Origin of the sequence: Paenibacillus sp. FSL R7-0163 (genome assembly GCF_037969975.1) — a bacterium.
Taxonomy (GTDB): Bacteria; Bacillota; Bacilli; order Paenibacillales; family Paenibacillaceae; genus Paenibacillus_AQ; species Paenibacillus_AQ odorifer.
Genome location: NZ_CP150224.1, coordinates 1,731,467 through 1,750,345, shown reverse-complemented (window position 1 = coordinate 1,750,345; position 18,879 = coordinate 1,731,467). Strand labels below are relative to the sequence as shown.

Here is an 18,879-nt window from a genome sequence, read left to right as displayed (position 1 = left end):
CTCCTGATATTAGTTCGAGAATAAGTATGCTGTTTTGCAAATGTTCCTGATTTTCCATAGAATAATAAGAATGAACACCGCATTGACAAGCGGGGGAAGCTCAGAAACTGAAAAATAACATATGGTATATACCAAAATATAGAACCAGCTTAATTTCAGGAAAACCAATAGATAGAATAATATAGGCCCTATAATGTTCTTTCCAATGGTTACTAGCGAAGAGATACGAAGACGTTGTGGATACAGTTTTTTGTTCTTCAACATGTACTTATTCGCAAGATAACGAAAATGAACGAACTCGTCTTTTTTAGGCTCATTTGTCTCCGTTTGTGTAAGAGCTTCCTCAATTTGAGAACGTGCAATCTTACATTCCAGAATTAAACATTGCACATCTCTATTTCCAGCATCCTCCTGCAACAGATATTCACAATCCTTCATCGCTTCCTCATAACGCTGCAAATAGTAGAGAAGCCGCCCTCTTAATAAGTAACCGTCTCTTTCGTTAGGCCACATAGTGGTTACTTGGTTTAAACACACCAGCGCTTCCATATAATCAGCAGTATCCAGACAATACTTAGCTCGCATTAATTGCAGATCCGGATCATTCTGAAACAGCTTATTTGCTTCGTCGAGCAGTTGACCAGCTTCAGTATGTTTATCCTCCATCAGCATGAATTGAGCGGATCGCCTCAAATTTAGATAGTGTTCTATGTCAAACTCAAGAGACGCCTGCAAAAGGAAACACTCATAACGCATCTCCAAACTTCCGTCGACCTGCCCTAGTATGTACTCGACTAACTTATTATCATAACGTTGAAGAAATATTTCCTTGTCCTCACGAAAATGAAAAAATGAATCCAAAGCCTCCCATACGGCATGAGGCAAATTCCGATGCTGATCAAGGAACAACATAAGCTTATCCCTTAGCCGATCACGATGCTCTATACTCCACATGAAATCTTCATTCAAAAGTGAATGCCACGAAGCTTGTTTAATCCGGCGCGAGAAATCCGCATACAGTTCCCTAATTTGTCTGTCAAAAATATCTGCTGGCTGTTCTTGAAGATCAGCATCAAGTTGGATGGGAAGAGGGCGAACCAGCGCCCACTCGTTTTCATGCGGTATAGAAGTTGCCCCTTCTACTTCTTCCTCGGTGTCTACCTCCTCAACTTCTTGTTCTTCCTCCTCGCCTTCTTCCTCCTCAGCTTCATCTACTCGTATTACTTTTTCTGCTTGTATCACCATTTCTTCTATTTCTTTTGATATTGCTTCCGCTATTTCTTTCTTATCCTCACCTACAAATGAAGGGACAGTGCTTGCTATACGCTGCCCGGAGCGGGCCCATTTCACAGCTGTATCATAAGCTTCTCTAAGCTGCTGGTATCCTTCAGGGTCATCTTCGGGGTGATGCGATTTCAGTTTTTTGGCATAGGCCTTTTTGATGATAGCTAGTTCATCTGTGGGTTCAATCTCCAACATACTCCAGATTGTCATGTGAAGTATGACCACCCTTCAATTTCCGCCAATTGCTCATTGAAAGCTTGTGCCGCTTTTTCAATCACTTTCTCGTTCTGAGTATATAAAGCATCTTCGAATACTTTCAGACACTGTGCGATAAACTTCCGTTGGTCCCCAAGCACCTCTTCATATAAACGCTCACCTCTAGCAAGCAGAAGCCTGTTCTCGGTACGCTCACGCGGATGAATTTTGATACTCCGCAGTTCCAGTAAACGAGCTTCAATTTGCTTTTTCGTCATTGCACCAGCATTTTGCTCGATGATCATCTGATGCTTCTGACCTGTTGAAACTGTTGTAACCTCCACCTCAAGAATCCCATTCACATCATATGTATATCTGACATCAATACTTTCTTCTCCCCGAGGTGCTTGCGGAATCTGAAACTCCATTTCTCCTAGGAAAAGATTATTTTCAACGCGAGGACTCTCCCCCTGATACACATCCACACTTATGATCTTCTGATTATCTGCGGCTGTATATAGACGTTCTACCCGGCTAACAGGAATCGGAGTGTTACGTTCAATGATCGGAAAGTAATGTCCAGATGACGTTTGTCCGCTTGAACCTCTACGCAAAACACTGGTCCCTAATGTATAGGGGCAAACGTCCGTCAAAATCATTTCATCCAGCGCTTGATCACGCTGCTTCAGAGCTACCTGAACCGCAGCTCCAAGTGCGACGGTCTCATCTGGGCTGATATTCGCATAAGGCATTTTCCCGAACATACGGCTGATAATTTGCTTAATCAGAGGCATTTTAGTCGCACCCCCAATCATCACAATCCCATCCAGATCGGAAGGCTGCAAAGAAGCATCCCGTAATGCTCTTTCTATCGGCTGCCTTAGACGTATTAGTAACGGTTGCACCAATTGCTCAAGCTCTAAGCGATCTATAGTCAGCACGTATTCTTCCTCTTTAATAACTATCCGCATAGTCGCAGCAGACTCTGTACCAAGAATTCGTTTACTCTGCTCTGCCTGCTTATACAACATCGACCTCGTTATTGGTGTTAACGATTCCGCGTCCAGCTTATTCTTTTGGATAAAGTAGGCCACTAGTATCTCTGTGAAATCTTCCCCGCCAAGATAGTTATCTCCGGCAATCGACTTAACATCCATTACCCCTTCGAAAAGCTCCAGAATTGACACATCAAAGGTTCCTCCACCCAGATCAAAAACAAGAAATGAAGTCTCCTGATTCTGATGCAGACCATAAGCGAGTGCTGCCGCCGTAGGTTCACTAATAAGCCGCTCTACTTGTAAACCGGCCAGCTCAGCCGCTTTCTTAGTTGCTTTCCGCTGAACATCATTGAAATAAGCCGGAACACTGATTATAGCTTTCGTTACGGACTCACCTAGATGATTTTCCGCATCCTCTTTCAGTGACCGCAGAACAAAAGAAGATAACTCTTCAGGAGTAAAAGTCATCGTACCTAGTTTGTATTTTTTTGCTGATCCCATAAAGCGCTTAAAAGTCGAGGCGGTTAACTGTGGATGTGTAATCAGTCGTTCCTGTGCGATTCTTCCAACTAATACTTCTCCCTCTGCATCTACACTAACAATCGAGGGTGTTACATGCTCCCCAAGTACATTGGGAATAATTACAGCCTGACTGCCGTCCCAATAAGCAGCAAGACTATAGGTCGTTCCTAAATCAATTCCGATTGTTCTCACTACTATCTCCACTCCTTTTATATACAATAATATACAAAGAAAAGAGTCCAAGAATCGAAATGTCACTAATTCAACATATTTACATCCAGAGCATAAAAATGAAATTGTCCTTCTGCAATAGATATAAAAAAGGTATCTCAAAAGCCACACTGGCTAATGGGATACCTTCATTTTTTGGTGGAGGATATTTTTCTGTACATCATCTATAAAAAACAGTCTCATTCGCTCTTTGGACGTCCTAACATCTGATCTATCTTCTCTTTTGCACCTTCCCATGAGGTCAATAATGGAAAAGCATATTGTTCACGGGCCCGCAAATTCCATGGATGCGGAATACAAAGCACTTTTCTTCCCCCCTGCAATGCCGGAACCAGGTTATGCACCCCGTCATCGATCAATAGATCGTAGTTAATAAGATTTTTTCGCTTACAGGTAAAGAAATTTTCAATCGGAATAAACGGCATATGCTTCTGCAACCAGTTCCATTTTTCCACCACCGACTGGGGTTGGGCTGCCGTAACAATAATTACATCATAAGCGTTATGCAGTTTCTCCATTTCTCCTACGACATGTTCGTCAAACAGTTCAAGCTCTTCATACAGACCGGGCCGCCCATAGAAAATCTCTTGTGTACAATCCGGATGACGTAAATGATCCGTATTCCAATCAAGCATTTCCTCATACCGTAGCAGATGCGTGGGAAAATCATTATTATTATGGTATATGGCTCGCTTCACTAGATGGCAAATTGTATCATCCATATCTACTGCAATTATTGGCTTCCTCATCTGCGCCTCCATTATTTTTTTAGATTACACTTTAATTATATACAATGAAATTACGGTTTTCGTCGAGAATTAATTAATATCCCGGTTAATGTTTATTAAATGCTTCTACGCATTTTTGGCAGATACAAGCTTTCCCTCTCAGTTCTTCCGGGATCTGTTCCTGCAATTCGAGTGGAATTTCTGTATGGAAACACCAACAGTCACCGCTTTCAGCGCCACAACGATTCAATTCTTTACATAAAGGACAATGGCGTTCTTCAACCAGTATGTTCATCATATCCAAAATTTCTACTCCCCCAAAAATCACAAACTATTTTTCTTTGGAAAACCATATTAATAAAAAAATCCAACAAATGACAATACGTCAGTAAGTAAAACAAACAACTCCCCGAATAGGTTTCCGCCATAACCACTTCTGAAGATCCCTAGTTTAGCATAAGCCCAATTTCTCTATTATTCCTAGACTTGTGAACTCGGTTCACTTGCATTAAGATAGTGAACATTACGAACTCAAATGGGAGAATAACAGATGAATGATAAGAAGATGAGCTTTTTAGATACCCTACATAGTGACTTACTTGCTACCATGGAAGAAGTATATAATCCTTGCAGGTTTGATTGCTCCGAACCAATTCTTGAACCGCAAAATGCGGAATACGGAGCATATATCTTTACCTTAAATGCGCTGGCCATTAGATTCCGGGTGGCTAAAATCACACCCACTAAAGTCGGGCAATTTGTGACACTATGGGAGCGAATTGGAGATCATCCCATCCAACCCTATGACATCTCAAATCCTGCTGATCTCTTCGTTATAAGTACACGAAATGGGAATCACTTTGGCCAATTTATTTTTCCAAAAGCTGTCCTAGGAGAACAAGATATTCTATCTGCTAAAGGTGAAGGTGGAAAAAGAGCTTTTCGAGTCTACCCGCCTTGGGACAATCCCACGAGTCGCCAAGCTCAAAAAACGCAAACATGGCAGTCGGAATATTTCTTGGATATCCCTGTAAATAAACCCGTAGACTACCTTCGTGCACAAGCACTTTACGGTTTACCTGTAAATCTTACGGTCTGACCTATCTCCTCCACATGTTCCTTATCGCCCTGCAAAATAAAATAATAGTATACATCATCTCCTATTTTCACCGCTTCGGGATATTTAATTATAAGCGCCGCTTGATGATTCCATTCCTCCCCTTGGTCAGCAGAAGGCATAATCAACTTTGCCTTCTCTTCCTCTTTTAACCTCTCTAATGTCAGTTCAGTGATTTGCGGATTGGAGCCATAAGGCTTCAGCTGATGGGAGGCAATAATTTCAGCTACTTCATCTATTGATTGTCCCTCTCCAGACATAGCGGATAATTGAAAAAAACCATCCTCCCCCTGACCCTTCTCATCATCTGCTGAATCGACGACCCATTCCGTTGGATACTTCAAAGAGACTCCATAAGCATTGGAAGTAAAGGTTGCAAGCCCAGTTTGCGTAAGCAGCATACCGATTACAGTACCTGCAAGTGCAATAACCACGATAACCAACACCCAAAGCCACCGTTTTTTGTATACATTTGTTTTCACGATATCCCCCTAAATCAATAATTAGTTGACATGTACAATATTAGGAAATAAGATATAAACAAACATATGAGCAATCATTCATATGTATTGCTGAGGAGGAAATTATAATGAGCGATCTTAAAAATATCCTATCTCTACTTCTTTTCTGCATCTTCCTAATTTCTTATCTATTAAAGCTCCTTATACTTTACAAGAAAAACCACATTAAAGGAAACGTTCTGGCTAAAGGCTCTAAACTATCTAAAATCTATTATACCGAGCTATTGGTAAAAACCTCTACTTTTTTATGGGGCGCAGCATGGTTTGTTTTTTCCTTAGCAGAGTCTTTTATGGTTACACTTGTAGGCAAAACGTTTGATATTCCTGTACTGCACTTTAGCGGTGTTGTTATAGCTGCGCTCGGATGTTTCATTTTCATTCAAGCTATGATTGCTATGCGCACTTCATGGAGAGTTGGGATTGATAAGACTACTTTAACCAAACTCATCACACACGGTATTTATAAATATAGTAGAAACGCTGCATTTGTCGGGTTTGATCTCATGTTTCTGGGATTGTATCTGATGTACCCCAATCTGTTAACACTCCTAATATTCTTTCTTAACATTGCCGCGATTCATTTACTAATTCTTCAAGAAGAGCAACATTTAAAGTCCGTATTCAGAGATGAATATATCCAATATGCCAATAATACACCTAGATATTTTCTATTTTAAAATCTTTTATCACAGCTCGGATAATTTATATTCGCTATATCATTTTACATTTTTTACAAGACAAGAAAACATTCTCTTAATGTAACTACTATAATATGAGACTGTAAACATACATTAGGAGGGAAATTATGAAATCACCGAAAAAGCATGGCGTCAAAACAGCAATTGTAGCGACAGCGGCAACGGCTCTTTTTGTATCCAGCATAGTCACTACTCATGCACCTAATCAAGCAGACGCAGCATCTTCGAACACAAGAAATGTAATTCTGTTTATTGGAGACGGAATGGGTGCTGCTCAGCGTGATGCCATCCGGCTTGCCACCGTAGGTGAAAAAGGAAATCTAGCAATGGATTCGATGCCATACGTTGGATTAATTCATACAAGCTCCACTGTCCCTGTTACAGATTCGGCTGCTTCTGCTTCAGCCTATGCCAGCGGTGTGAAAACTTATAATGGAGCTATCGGAATGGATGCCGATAAAAAAAGTGTTAAAACCATTATGGAATATGCTAAAGATGCCGGAAAATCAACAGGTGTCGTTACTACTAGTCAGATTACAGACGCGACTGGCGCCGCATTTGGTGCTCACGTCGAAGACCGCTCAAAGCAAAGTGATATCGCCCTCCAGCTTCTGACTAAGAGCAAGGTTGATGTTCTGCTTGGTGGGGGTGAGGATTTCTGGTACCCTGCAGGCAATCCCGGGAAATTCCCAGATGAACCCGCTGAAGATCCTTCAGAGAAAAGCAAAGGAACACAAGGTAACCTTGTTGATAAAGCTAAACAATTGGGCTACACCTATGTAACGAACAAAGCGGATATGCAAAAAGCAAAAGACGGCAAGCTGCTGGGAATATTCGCAAACGAGGAAATGTTCCAGCAAAATCCTGAGGGTGAAGGGGATATTTATAATCCGGTGGTATCGCTGCCCGAGATGACTAAGAAAGCTATAGATACGCTAGCAACAAATAAAAAGGGATTTTTCCTTATGGTGGAAGAAGAAGGCACTGACGAATTTGCACACCAAAACAACGCTAAAATGACGATTAAATCAGGTCAAGAACTGGATAAATCCGTGCAAGTAGCCAAAGACTTCGCCAAAAAGAATCCAGATACACTGGTTCTAGTTCTTGCCGACCATGAGACCGGCGGATTTTCTATTGAAGCAGTTGACGCAGATGATGAGTCCGGTGACGGCATATCCAAAGAAGACGGTCCATTCGCCATCGCCAATTCCAAACACAATTTTGTAGTGGACTGGACGACCTCAGGCCATACTGCGGTTGATATTCCAATCACAGCTATGGGCAAAAATGCACAATTATTTACTGGAATCTACGAAAACACCGAAGTATTCACCAAGCTTATGCAAGCATCAGGTTTTAAAGCCAAAAAATAAAGGCGAACAATAAAAGACTAGCCAAATTAAGGAGGATGCCCCCTGCTCTCTATTGAGCAGGGGGCATCCTCACTTCTGATTACCTCGGTTGATATTAGCATCAATTAAAGCATTTTTGTGCTTGTTATCTTCTTCTTCTTCTTCTTCTGTTACAACTACGCTTTTCAAAAATAACGGACTGTTATTAGTAATCATCAAATTATACTCATTATCGTTTGCTACTTTTGTATCATACTTAAGTATTTCTTCACAGTCATAAGCTTGACTCTCCAATCTTATATTCTATTGTACCTCCTCATATTTTAAAAAATGATTGGTTCATAGGGTGCTAAACTGTTTCCTTATGCTTCTAATTTACGTGACAGCTCCTTAATTAACTCGATCTCTCGTAAAACCATACTTCGGGTGTAAAAATAGAGCTCCTCAGAGTAATCCATATCCTCACTATTGCCTACTACCTTGGATAATTGCTGTAAATGGTCCAGCTTTTCGTTCATATAAGTCTCTCTGTAATCAAGCAATCTTCTACGTGTCTCCTGATCCAAAAGCTCATAATAAGCAAGACGAATAGACCATTCATTATCAATTCGAATAGTCTCCAGCGTAAATTCTGTTAAGCAGGTGTTAAACCGCTCCTCACCCTCAGTAGTTATAGAATATACATAACGTTTAGGCCGGCGTTCCTGAATTTCCGTTTTTTTGATTACCCATTTTCGCTTTTCAAATAATTTCAGCTTTGGATAAAGCGAGTTATTGTTTACGATTTTATCATTGCCCATTACAAAAATAATGTTTTTTTTAATTTCATAACCATGTTTGGCCCCTTTCATTAATTGGGCCAGAATCAAAACTTCAATATCCATAATCATCCTCCGGGCTTCCGGAATACGTATCCGGTTCATCATTTTCTTATATTACCTCAATTACTACATTTCTGCCAAATCACTCGTGATTTTTTGCACATACTTTCACCCTACCCTTTCGCTAATATAGGTTAAAATAACCTATTTATTTTTAACCTATATGTAGAGAGGAAGTTATCATATGGAATTCACACATTTATTTAGCAAGGGCACAATCGGAAATATGGAGCTTAAGAACCGGGTCATTTTACCAGCGATGGGCACGAAAATGAATGCGCCGGGTGGATACGTCAGTGATCGTCTGATTGATTACCATGTAGCACGAGCTAAAGGCGGCAACGGCTTAAATACTGTAGAAGTAACAACTATTCACCCAACGGCGGCCTCCGATGATGCTCCTGCCCTTTATGATGATAAATTTATTCCAGGTATGGCTCAATTAGCATTAGCTATTCGAGAGGCAGGAGGCAAAAGCTGTCTACAGTTATGGCATGGAGGTAAAGTAACTCCCAACCTAATTCAGGTCTCCTCTTCACCTGTTCCATTTGAAGGCGTAAGTCATATACCACGTGAACTTGCGCATCATGAAGTCGGCGAGATGGTTCAAGCTTACGCAGATACAGCCTCACGTGCGAAGAAAGCCGGATTTGACAGCGTGGAATTCCATGCCGGCCATGGTTATTTGCCCCAACAATTTCTAAGTCCTGCAATGAATTTTCGTCAGGATGAATACGGCGGTTCTTGGGAGAATCGTTGCCGCTTCCCCTTGGCTTGTATCCGCGCTATCCGGGAAGCGGTTGGACCTGGGTTCCCTATCTTGATGAGAATTTCTGCAATTGAGGATCTACCGGGCGGACTTACGCTGGAAGATATGAAGCTCTTCTCGAAGCTCGCTGAAGAAGCTGGAATTGATGCTATTAATGTATCTCGTGGGGTCCCTGCTGGCGCTGCAATTAAATATGAAGTTCCGCCAATCGATTTACCTGTGGGCTTCAATGTAGATAACGCAGCACAAATTAAATCTGTGGTTAACATCCCTGTTATTGCCGTAGGCCGTATTAATGATCCAGCAATTGCAGACCGGATAATCGCGGAGGGTTTGGCTGATTTTGTAGCCATTGGGCGTGCGCAGCTGGCTGATCCGGAATTCTGCAATAAAGCTTTAGCCGGACGTGCAGACACCATCGTTAAATGTGTGGGTTGCGACCAAGGCTGCTTCGATGGATTCGTGAATCCTAATGTGCCATTTATCAGCTGTGTGTTTAATCCTGCAACCGGCCGTGAAAGTGAATATGAATTGCAGCAAACGAATATCCCCAAGAAAATACTTATTGCTGGTGGTGGCCCTGGTGGATTAGAAGCAGCTGTCACACTGAAACGACGTGGGCATCATCCAATATTATGCGAAAAAAATGACATTCTAGGCGGACAGCTTTATATTGCCGGCGCCGCACCACGTAAAGAGGAAATGGCTGCAGCCGCTCTGAATATGGGAGAAACCGCTAAACGTGAAGGTGTAGACATTCGATTGAATACAGAGGTTACACCTGAATTAATCCAAGGAATTGGTCCAGATGAGGTCATTCTTGCAATCGGATCTTCTCCTATTATTCCGCCTGTGGAAGGCGTCGACAGTTCACATGTGGTCAATTCACATGATGTGTTGTGGGGAACGGTTCATCCAGAAGGAAGAGTCGTTATTATCGGTGGCGGTTTAGTGGGGCTTGAGGTCGCAGAGCTGCTTGTAGAACGCGGACATCAAATCACTGTAGTTGAAATGCAAGCCGATGTTGCTAATGATCTAGGACTTTTGCGTAAAATCTGTGTCATGGAAAGTCTATATGGACATGGCGTTGAATTAATAACCAACAGCAAATGTATGGCGATTCAAGGGGATAGCGTAATTGTTGAAAAAGACGGCGAATCTCACAGCCTACCTGCTGATTATGTAGTAATCGCCGTAGGTTCACGCGCCCTCAACAAACAACCTCTTCAGGATTTCTTGGAGGAAAGCTCCATCCCTTATCATATAATTGGCGATGCGGTGCAAGCGCGTAGAGCGCTTAATGCGATTTGGGAAGGCGCTGAATTAGCTAGACGAATCTAATTAAGCTAGCTATAAGATTTATGAAATAAACCCGGCAGGTCGCCCTGCCGGGTTATTTTTTACTCAGAGTGCATTCGTGAGCGGTTATCCGGTAATCGGTATCCATTCAACCATTATGCCGTTCTGTCGTTCGGACTCAGGAGGCGCTATTGAGCTAAAAGTAGTCTTTTTACGAATCTATCGGACCCAGATGCCGCTATTCCGCAAAAACAGGGGGCAAAAGTGGTGCTGCGACGGGAATAACTGTATTGGAGTCCGAAAAGCTCAGCAAATCAGCATTTAGGAGCTAATAAGTGCACTGGTGTCCGTTAGCGTTAAAGGTGCGCACAAAAGTATGGTAAGAAAGATGAAAACGGTGAGAATGATGAGAATAGTGAAATACTCATATCAATGAACCACTCACATTCATTTTGAGTATCGGCAGCCCAATAAATGCCGCATATCGCTCAGCTTCTTTAAGTACCAACTTTTCCGTATCGCCCAGATCGGCAAAAGGATGGATCATAATCTCAATCCCCTTGGTCTTTAGGGTTCTTTTCCATGTACCCACAACCTGACCCTCCACAACAATCGTTGGAAGAAAAACACCATTATTCCCCGGAACTATCAAAGGAGCAACGTCGGGCTCTAGAACGGCACTTCGGTCTTTATAACCAAGAATGTACTCATCAAAACCCGGAAGCAGATGAACGCCCGATTCCTCAGCAGTTGACTCTAGCCGATCAGCAGACATCCAATACTCAGTGCCATCAATAACCTCTGATTGCAGTTGACTTTTGGCCGCTTCCAGTCCTCGTCTGGCATCTGTAAGGGTTATGCCTGCCCACCAAGCAAAATCTTGAACAGTTGCTAAACCATGTCCAGTGAAATATCTCCGAGCGAGTTCATACAATGACTCTTCGTAAGTAAGATCGCGAAAATGAGGCACCCATTCCTCTAGCAAAACAATCGTTTGCTGCTTACCATTCATCGGCCCGAAACAAATCAGCCCTTGGTACGCAACATTCCACAACATATGATAACCACGCTGGTTCCCTGTGTGAATACCTTCTTCTTCTATTAGCTGAAGTAAAAGAGCACGATCTAGCTGCTTTCCACCTTGTAAAGCATTAACTATAATATGTCTACAACGTTCTAGTGTCTGATCATCTAGCCCAAGCTCTGCATTTCGTCGCTTTGTTTGTCCCGTTAAACGCGGCACAGATAGCTGATGCATCCACTTTACATCTTCCGGTGGGACAAAATGAAGCGTACCACGCAGCGTCCAATTCAGAATCATCTTGCGATCAACGATAGCACACTCTATATCAGCTAAATTCGAAGATGGAGTACGTAATCCGATCGCCCACATCGCCTGCATGTAATCCTGCGCCTGTATTGCCCCTAATTCTTTAACGACCTGTTCGGGCTTGATTAGCTTGGAATCAACGATCTTCTGATTATATAAACGCTGAGTAGCTATCATTTTATTCGTCACACTTTACCTCCTTAAGTGAACCTTATCAAACCATCGTCTAACCTTATAGGAATGATTTTAATATAATTTTTTCCAATCTCATAGTTTTTCTTATTTCTTAGCTATATTATTGGATAGGATGAAGTTTCGATTCAATCTCTTCCCGGCGTTCTTCCAGAAAAGAAGGTAAGGTCAAATTCTCGCCCAGCGCATCAAAAGATTCATCAATCTCAAACCCTGGACCATCTGTAGCAAGCTCAAAAAGAATATGGTTCGGATCACGGAAATACAAGGAATGGAAGTAATAACGATCAATGACCCCTGTGTTCTTGAACCCTTCAGCTGTGATTTTAGCAGCCCATGCGGTTAACTCTTCCAGATCCTTCACTCTTATAGCCACATGATGAATACTGCCTTTTCCCGGTCTTTCCCGGTCTTGATCATTAACTTCTTTGAGCTGAAGTTCAGTGTACAAGCCGCCTTTAGCTGTTTCATAAATATCCACCATTACCTTCGGGTCACCCATGGATGGCACTCTACGAACTTGTGTATAGCCTAAAATATCCTCTAAAACAGCCTTTGTACGGCTAGCCTCACGGACAGTCAATTCAACGGGACCCAAACCAACAATGGCATATTGTGGTGGAATATCATCAGTAATCCAAGGTTCTACCAGCTGAGTCACATTATCTTTTTCTGCGGACACCAGATGAACCGTTAATTCATCACTATCCTGAAAAGTAAGCGAATTACGCTCCTCTATACTTACGATAGCTTCATGAGCGATTTCAAATGTATCTAATCTGTTAGCCCAATATACTAAGGCCTCATCGCTAGGAACGAGAAGAGAGATTGCAGAAATGCTGTTCGTTCCTTTCCGGGTCCGGCCTGCATTTGGCATTTCAAAAAAGGATACCTCGGTGCCTGGAGCGCCATTAGGGTTGCCATAGAATAAATGGTACATGGTTGGATCGTCCTGATTTACGGTTTTTTTGACAAGTCTTAGTCCCAGAACTTTTGTATAAAACCATAGGTTTTGTTTAGCGTCTTTAGTAATCATTGATACATGATGTTGTCCGGTTATTTGTTGTTGGCTCATTTTAATTTCCTCCTAATATGATTATGGTTTACTAGTAAACTGATGCTGAAAAAAGGAAGCTTTATTCAGAATAAAGCTTTTACAATACTACTAAACTCCTCGTGGAATTCGATTCTCATTCTGGATATGGCGGTGAATCTTCTTAAGCATGCTGTAAAATACCTTTTTCTCCTCGTCCGTCAGTGGATCGAATAACGAAGCTTGGAAATCCGATTGCAAAGGAAGAACTTTCTCGATAAGCGCCTGGCCCTTTTCAGTTAAAGAAATATACTTCACCTTCCAATCCTGCTTACGCTCAATCCATCCTTCTTTTTCTAATCTGCCAAGCATATGTGATACTCCACCTTTAGTAATGGTTAAATGCTCTGCAATATCCATCTGTGTCACAGGCTGATGTAATAGTATTTGTACTAACGCATCAAACTGGCTAACCGTTAAATCAAACTGCTTCAAGAACTCATTGGAAAGATCGTTACTATTGTCATAAACTCTTACCAGCCGCAGCCAGATCAACAAGCTTAGTTTGTTGTCTTCAGTGAATCCATTGTTTCGCATTATGCCACATCCATTGCTTTGGAATTGGATCTATTTGATTATCAGTTTACTAGTAATCTGATGTGGAGTCAAGTTTCGTATTAACTTAAGAAATAGAGAAGCACAGATAAACCATTACTAGCCATGTGTGCAACTATAGGCACTAATATATTTTTTCTTTTCTCATATAGGTAGGCAAAGATTAATCCAGCAGTCATATAGGAGAAGATATTCCACATTTCGTTATAGTTACCCTGAAAAACCACGGCTCTATAGACATGCTGGAAGCCAAATAAAAAGCAAGATATCAGATAAGCCAGAAGACGACTCTTCCTGCGGATCGTTCTGTAAATGGTCGCCCGATACACTAATTCTTCAATCACGGGACCAATCCATACCACATTCACTGTAAAAATAAATGGATACGAAGACAACATTGCCCGTAAATCCACCTCATTAACAGACTTTGTAATGGGATGAAAGATGGAAATTAGTGTGGGAATCAACATACTTCCGATGATAATAATCAAACAAAGTCCCCAAACCATCCATACCATATTACGCACCCAGTGTTGTGTGAAATCATGAACAGCTTGTTTATAGAACCCTCTAATACCTATAATCACTCCTATGTAGATCAGACTATTCAACAGTAAGGCCATTCGATTTTGTTGTTCTGGCTGCCAAATAAAAACATGGTTAAGAATCTCCATAATCGGCCGGATCAAGAGAATAGAGAACAATCCTAAAAAGTACATTACTGCTAATATAACGCCCAAGATCAATTGCCTTTTACTTAATTTCTCATCAATCATTATAATCTAATCCCCCATGTAAAATTGTTAATAGACTGAATATCAACCATTTTAGCATTGGGAAATTTCATACGACTTAATGTAATCTTACATAGACCTTAAATTTTCCAGTTCAGCCCAATTATAATTTCAAACTGGTTATCCTGCGTATTCAGCTGAACAGTTCCTCCATGAGCAGTTATTATTTTCTGAACAATGAGTAGCCCTAATCCAGAACCTGCCGGGTTCAAGGCTGATGGTTGACCGTAATTAACAAAAGTAAGCTTGGCTCCATCACTCACCTTTTCCAGCACAACTTGAAACTTAGAACCTCGCTCCTGATAAGCGATGGCATTATAAAGCAGGTTTGAGAATACACGGTTCATTCTTTTTTTATCAAACTGTAGAATTATTTCTTCTGGCTCGATTACAAAATCAGGAATCAGACCCGCAGCCTCAAGCTCGGGCAACATATGTATCATTTCTTCTCTCAAATATTCTGAGAAATCATCTGTTGTAACATCCAAACGAAATTCGGGACTTTCCATTCTCGATAATTCAAACAAATCCTGAATCAATACATTGGCACGGATACTATTTTCGTATATTATTTTGGCAAATTCCAAATGTTCTATCCGACCGCTCACCTGTTCTTTTAGTTCAAGCTCTGCGTAACCCATAATACTTGTTAATGGATTTTTTAAATCATGGGATATATCCAATATTAGATTTTTTCGATTGATTTCACTCTGTTCTTTTAACGAGGTCTGGATCTGAATCACTTCTGCCATATGATTAAAAGCCTGCTCCAGTTGACTAAACTCCCGATTTCCGCCTACCTGTACTCTTGCTGAATAATCCCCATTCTTAACCTTTTCAACAGCAGCGGACAACTGGTCTAAGGGTTTAATGAAACTAACCGCTGTAATTCTCGCATAAATCATCGTGCTTAGAATCAAAATCAACAAATAACCTAACCCAATAAACCCAAGCATTTGAAGGGTATGATCCTGCATAGGTGAATCTGAATTCCAATGGAAACTGCCTGTCATCTTCACTTGTATAGGTAAAAAGACGATCAGCCAAAAATGTTCCTGCTCATTATATTCAACAGTGATCATATCTTTGTTAGCTCCAGTATTCATTAGAAAATCCGTAAATTCTTTGACACTAATCTGCTTGGACGTAAATGGATTGTTGCCAATGGAGTGTATGACTTCGTAATTGGAATTCACAACCTGTAAACTGCCCCCGACATCATTAATAACACTAGTGTCAATTCTTTGATAGTCATTTTGCATAAGTTTAGCAGCCGTTAACTGATTATAAATAATGTCCTTAGATCCCAGCCTGTTCATGCTAAACAAAGCAACAATCACCAATATCGTGATAACCGTTGTTATAAGAAAGATCGCGATATAGTTTTTTAACAATTGATAGGATATATTATGTTTTTTCATCTTATTTACCTGGATTGTAGAATTTGTAACCTAGTCCACGCACTGTGACGATAAATTCGGGATGGTGTGGGTCCCGTTCAATCTTATTCCTTAGACGGCTGATAGTAACCATAATCGTATTATTATCACTATAGAAATCCTCTTCCCACGCCGCTGCATATAACTTTTTGGGCGTAAAAATTTGATTAGGACTCTGCATCAGACATTGTAATACCTTATATTCCTTGGCATTTAAAAGAACCGGACTTTCATTTATGTACAACATACATTCCTTTAAATTCAGCTTCAATTCTCTATGTTGGATTGTTTCTTCAGTTATCGATTGGCTAAGATCGTATACATTTCTTCGTCTCAGCTGCGCCTCAACCCTAGCCACAAGCTCTGAAGCACTAAATGGCTTCACCATATAATCGTCCGCTCCAAGACCTAAACCAACAACCTTATCAATTTCTTCACCGCGGGCAGTTAACAAGATAACCGGAATATGGCTTTTCTCTCTTATCTGTCGCAACAGATTAAGCCCATCAAGCTTGGGCATTACAATATCCAGAATGGCAAGATTTATTTCATGTTGATTAACAACCTCTAAAGCCTCAATGCCATCCTTGGCTTCGAATACTCGATAGAATCGATCTTCTAAATGTATTTTCACTAGTTTTCTTATATCAGTTTCATCTTCAGCAATCAGTATATTCATCGCTCAATTCCCCTAACTAATCTCAAATAGCTGAGTCTTTTCACTCAGTATAACTTGCCAAATACCACTTCGGTATAAAAAGCCTAAAGAAAAGATCTGGAACATCATGATTAAAATACCCATGGATTCGGCCCGGTGCGAACTCTGGACTCGTTAGTGCACACCAAGAAATGCGATTAAATTCCTCCCAAGGATCACCATAATCAAATCTATTAAAATCAATAATTCCAAGTTCCCTCGACTTCGTAATGATCATATTCCCTACATGATAGTCGCCGTGTTGAAAAGTCTGCGGCCGCCCCTCCAATAAGTAACGATTCGCCTCCACAAACTCAATGACCTGCTCTGCTCCCTTTAGAACAATGCCGAATGTTTGATATTTCGTGATGTACTTATCGATCTTCCACCCCAAACTGAAGAGGTCATTTCACAACCTCCTTTTAATCAAACTGCTTCACAAAATAGAAAAATTTTCTTATTTATTTCTTAGAAGATTATTTTATTCAATTGATGTTGGAACAACAATAGTGTATGATGCATAGTATAGATTGAATACTGTATGACACATAGTAAGTATAAGCGGCTTCGACGTCCTCTCAAGGACAACAAGCGTTTAAACCAAAAATATAAGAACAATTTATAAGAGATTATAAATCCTTATATTTTAAATAATGAGGTGGGTGAATGAGTACTTTATTAAATTCTTTAATCACAGAGCTTAGAAGAGGTACGTTAACGCTAGCCGTTTTAAGTCAATTACGAACACCCCAGTATGGATATTCGCTCGTTCAATTGTTGGAGGAATCCAGCATCATCATCGATCAAAGCACCTTATATCCATTACTTCGCCGATTAGAGAAACAGGAATTAGTGACGAGCAGCTGGGACACATCCGAGAGCAGACCCCGTAAGTATTATGTTCTAAGTGACTATGGCGTAGAGATTTTTTTACAGCTAAAGGAAGAATGGCTTAAGAATTCGAAAGAACTCTACGGCCTATTACAAGGGGAGGATGACCATGAAGCTAATTGAGATTTACATTCATGAAGTTACTCGGAGGTTACCGGAACAAAATCGGGAAGACATCGCATTAGAATTACGATCAACCATCGAGGATATGTTACCGGATGATTATGACGAAAAAGAGGTAAAGGCCGTCCTTGAAAAATTGGGCAATCCAGCTATTTTAGCTAGTGAGTACCGCGATCAGCCCATGTATCTCATCGGCCCACGCTATTTCGATTTATATGTTACGTTATTAAAAATGATTATACCAATCGCTGTAGTTGTTTCTTTAATCGCTCTGGTTGCTGATTACTTGATTGGCTACAGCGGCGATAAAACAGTTGCGGATATTGTTACTGCAGTTATAAGTACAGGAATTGGAACCTTCCTTGAAGTAGGAATCCAAGTCTTTTTTTGGATAACTGTTGTGTTCGCTATTATCGAACGGGCGGATAAAGGAAAGGAAGGGCATCCGCTTACTACAAAATTAAGGAAATGGACTCCTGATGATTTGAAGGATATCGCGCTTGTCCATAAGAAAAAAGCAATTACAAGCTTCGAAGTGTTCGGAAGTTTACTGTGGACTGCCATTTGGGCTACTGTTTATTTTAATGCTGAACACCTGATCAGAGTCTATAGAGGCGGTGAAGGCGCACTTAACTTCGTAGCCCCAGCTTTTAATCAGCATGTGTTACTTGATTATTGGCCTATTATTCTTATTGTGATCGGATTAGAAGTCGCATTAACTATATATAAATTAATCAAGAGACAATGGACTAGAGAATTAGCATTATGTAATACGGTCCTCGAGCTCATTGTACTTATTGTATTCGCTGTTATCCTTATAAATCCGAATGTATTTAACCAAGAATTCATTAACTACATGTCTAATTTATTAACTACTACAGCTAACCAATTTGAAACGGGGCTAGTAGGTGGAGGTATAGCAGTCTTGATTTTAGTTGCGGTCCTCAATATATATGAAGGCTTCCGCAAGGCTCGCCTCTAGTATTCGCAGAGCGGTGATTCTCCTGTTATTTGGAGAATTGCCGCTTTGTTTTCTGACTCGTTGAATGCCTGCTTCAAATGCTTCAACAGTATTGTCACCCTCTAAGAGTTACGGACCCAGATGACTTAATTTGCACATTTTCTGCCTTTGGAACAGGGCTTCGGACTCCAATGACGTTATTCCCT

At 40.9% G+C, this 18,879-nt stretch carries 19 protein-coding genes and 1 pseudogene; 6 read left to right on the top strand and 14 right to left on the bottom strand.

The genetic code is table 11. The annotated features are described in order from the left end of the window. Positions 1-9: 9 nt before the first annotated feature. The 4 genes from NST45_RS07695 to NST45_RS07680 form a co-directional block, all read right to left on the bottom strand. A complete protein-coding gene (locus NST45_RS07695; RefSeq protein WP_076225068.1) occupies positions 10-1,494 on the bottom strand; it encodes a J domain-containing protein in 1,485 nt (494 codons plus the stop codon). Further along, the gene (locus NST45_RS07690; RefSeq protein ID WP_076100179.1) at positions 1,491-3,191 is read right to left on the bottom strand and encodes a molecular chaperone HscC; all 1,701 of its coding nucleotides are present in this window, start codon (positions 3,189-3,191) and stop codon (positions 1,491-1,493) included. The genes NST45_RS07695 and NST45_RS07690 overlap by 4 nt, the downstream gene beginning before the upstream one ends. Before the next feature lie 218 nt (positions 3,192-3,409). Continuing rightward, positions 3,410-3,979: a hypothetical protein gene (locus NST45_RS07685; RefSeq protein WP_076141078.1), complete on the bottom strand. Its 570-nt coding sequence runs from the start codon at positions 3,977-3,979 to the stop codon at positions 3,410-3,412. Between the two features lie 85 nt (positions 3,980-4,064). Next, the gene (locus tag NST45_RS07680; RefSeq protein WP_076141099.1) at positions 4,065-4,256 is read right to left on the bottom strand and encodes a cysteine-rich CWC family protein; all 192 of its coding nucleotides are present in this window, start codon (positions 4,254-4,256) and stop codon (positions 4,065-4,067) included. 252 nt (positions 4,257-4,508) lie between these two features. On the opposite strand from NST45_RS07680, the gene NST45_RS07675 reads away from it, so the two are divergent. Continuing rightward, complete coding sequence (locus tag NST45_RS07675; protein WP_326047743.1) at positions 4,509-5,057, top strand: MepB family protein; 549 nt, start codon at positions 4,509-4,511, stop codon at positions 5,055-5,057. Here NST45_RS07675 and NST45_RS07670 read toward each other — a convergent pair. Further along, positions 5,027-5,557: a hypothetical protein gene (locus NST45_RS07670; RefSeq protein ID WP_076100155.1), complete on the bottom strand. Its 531-nt coding sequence runs from the start codon at positions 5,555-5,557 to the stop codon at positions 5,027-5,029. The two genes, NST45_RS07675 and NST45_RS07670, sit on opposite strands and share 31 nt — an antisense overlap. Before the next feature lie 107 nt (positions 5,558-5,664). On the opposite strand from NST45_RS07670, the gene NST45_RS07665 reads away from it, so the two are divergent. Then, positions 5,665-6,273: an isoprenylcysteine carboxylmethyltransferase family protein gene (locus NST45_RS07665; protein ID WP_076100153.1), complete on the top strand. Its 609-nt coding sequence runs from the start codon at positions 5,665-5,667 to the stop codon at positions 6,271-6,273. A gap of 128 nt (positions 6,274-6,401) precedes the next feature. Beyond that, positions 6,402-7,670 (top strand): alkaline phosphatase, encoded by a 1,269-nt coding sequence (locus NST45_RS07660; RefSeq protein ID WP_036688991.1) that lies wholly within the window; start codon positions 6,402-6,404, stop codon positions 7,668-7,670. A gap of 69 nt (positions 7,671-7,739) precedes the next feature. On the opposite strand, the gene NST45_RS07655 is transcribed toward NST45_RS07660, so the two are convergent. Together NST45_RS07655 and NST45_RS07650 are read right to left on the bottom strand one after the other, a co-directional pair. Further along, positions 7,740-7,943 (bottom strand): hypothetical protein, encoded by a 204-nt coding sequence (locus tag NST45_RS07655; RefSeq protein ID WP_038572315.1) that lies wholly within the window; start codon positions 7,941-7,943, stop codon positions 7,740-7,742. Positions 7,944-8,011: 68 nt separating this feature from the next. After that, positions 8,012-8,533 (bottom strand): PadR family transcriptional regulator, encoded by a 522-nt coding sequence (locus tag NST45_RS07650; RefSeq protein WP_036688994.1) that lies wholly within the window; start codon positions 8,531-8,533, stop codon positions 8,012-8,014. Positions 8,534-8,714: 181 nt separating this feature from the next. On the opposite strand from NST45_RS07650, the gene NST45_RS07645 reads away from it, so the two are divergent. Then, the gene (locus NST45_RS07645; RefSeq protein ID WP_339825298.1) at positions 8,715-10,640 is read left to right on the top strand and encodes an FAD-dependent oxidoreductase; all 1,926 of its coding nucleotides are present in this window, start codon (positions 8,715-8,717) and stop codon (positions 10,638-10,640) included. Positions 10,641-11,022: 382 nt separating this feature from the next. Here NST45_RS07645 and NST45_RS07640 read toward each other — a convergent pair whose 3' ends face one another. From NST45_RS07640 to NST45_RS07610, 7 genes and pseudogenes are all read right to left on the bottom strand, one after another. Further along, the gene (locus NST45_RS07640; RefSeq protein ID WP_339825295.1) at positions 11,023-12,117 is read right to left on the bottom strand and encodes a winged helix DNA-binding domain-containing protein; all 1,095 of its coding nucleotides are present in this window, start codon (positions 12,115-12,117) and stop codon (positions 11,023-11,025) included. Positions 12,118-12,223: 106 nt separating this feature from the next. Next, positions 12,224-13,195, bottom strand: a complete 972-nt coding sequence (locus NST45_RS07635) for a ring-cleaving dioxygenase (RefSeq protein WP_339825292.1) — start codon at positions 13,193-13,195, stop codon at positions 12,224-12,226. 90 nt (positions 13,196-13,285) lie between these two features. After that, entirely contained in the window at positions 13,286-13,750 is a 465-nt protein-coding gene (locus tag NST45_RS07630) for a MarR family transcriptional regulator (protein ID WP_339825289.1), read from the bottom strand. A gap of 80 nt (positions 13,751-13,830) precedes the next feature. After that, complete coding sequence (locus NST45_RS07625; protein WP_076100144.1) at positions 13,831-14,544, bottom strand: type II CAAX endopeptidase family protein; 714 nt, start codon at positions 14,542-14,544, stop codon at positions 13,831-13,833. 98 nt (positions 14,545-14,642) lie between these two features. Then, positions 14,643-15,983, bottom strand: coding sequence for a HAMP domain-containing sensor histidine kinase (locus NST45_RS07620; RefSeq protein WP_076100143.1), 1,341 nt, complete (start codon positions 15,981-15,983; stop codon positions 14,643-14,645). A 1-nt stretch (position 15,984) separates the two neighbouring features. Beyond that, positions 15,985-16,680 (bottom strand): response regulator transcription factor, encoded by a 696-nt coding sequence (locus NST45_RS07615; protein WP_036689002.1) that lies wholly within the window; start codon positions 16,678-16,680, stop codon positions 15,985-15,987. Between the two features lie 79 nt (positions 16,681-16,759). Then, positions 16,760-17,083 (bottom strand): annotated as a pseudogene (locus NST45_RS07610) (phosphotransferase); the annotation flags it as partial. Between the two features lie 281 nt (positions 17,084-17,364). Here NST45_RS07610 and NST45_RS07605 point away from each other — a divergent pair. Next, positions 17,365-17,712 carry a PadR family transcriptional regulator gene (locus tag NST45_RS07605; protein WP_036689003.1) on the top strand — a complete coding sequence of 116 codons (348 nt, stop codon included), beginning with the start codon at positions 17,365-17,367 and terminating at the stop codon, positions 17,710-17,712. After that, on the top strand, positions 17,699-18,694 hold the full coding sequence (locus NST45_RS07600; protein ID WP_038572325.1) for a hypothetical protein: 996 nt from the start codon (positions 17,699-17,701) through the stop codon (positions 18,692-18,694). Before NST45_RS07605 ends, NST45_RS07600 begins: the two co-directional genes overlap by 14 nt. Positions 18,695-18,879: the final 185 nt, after the last annotated feature.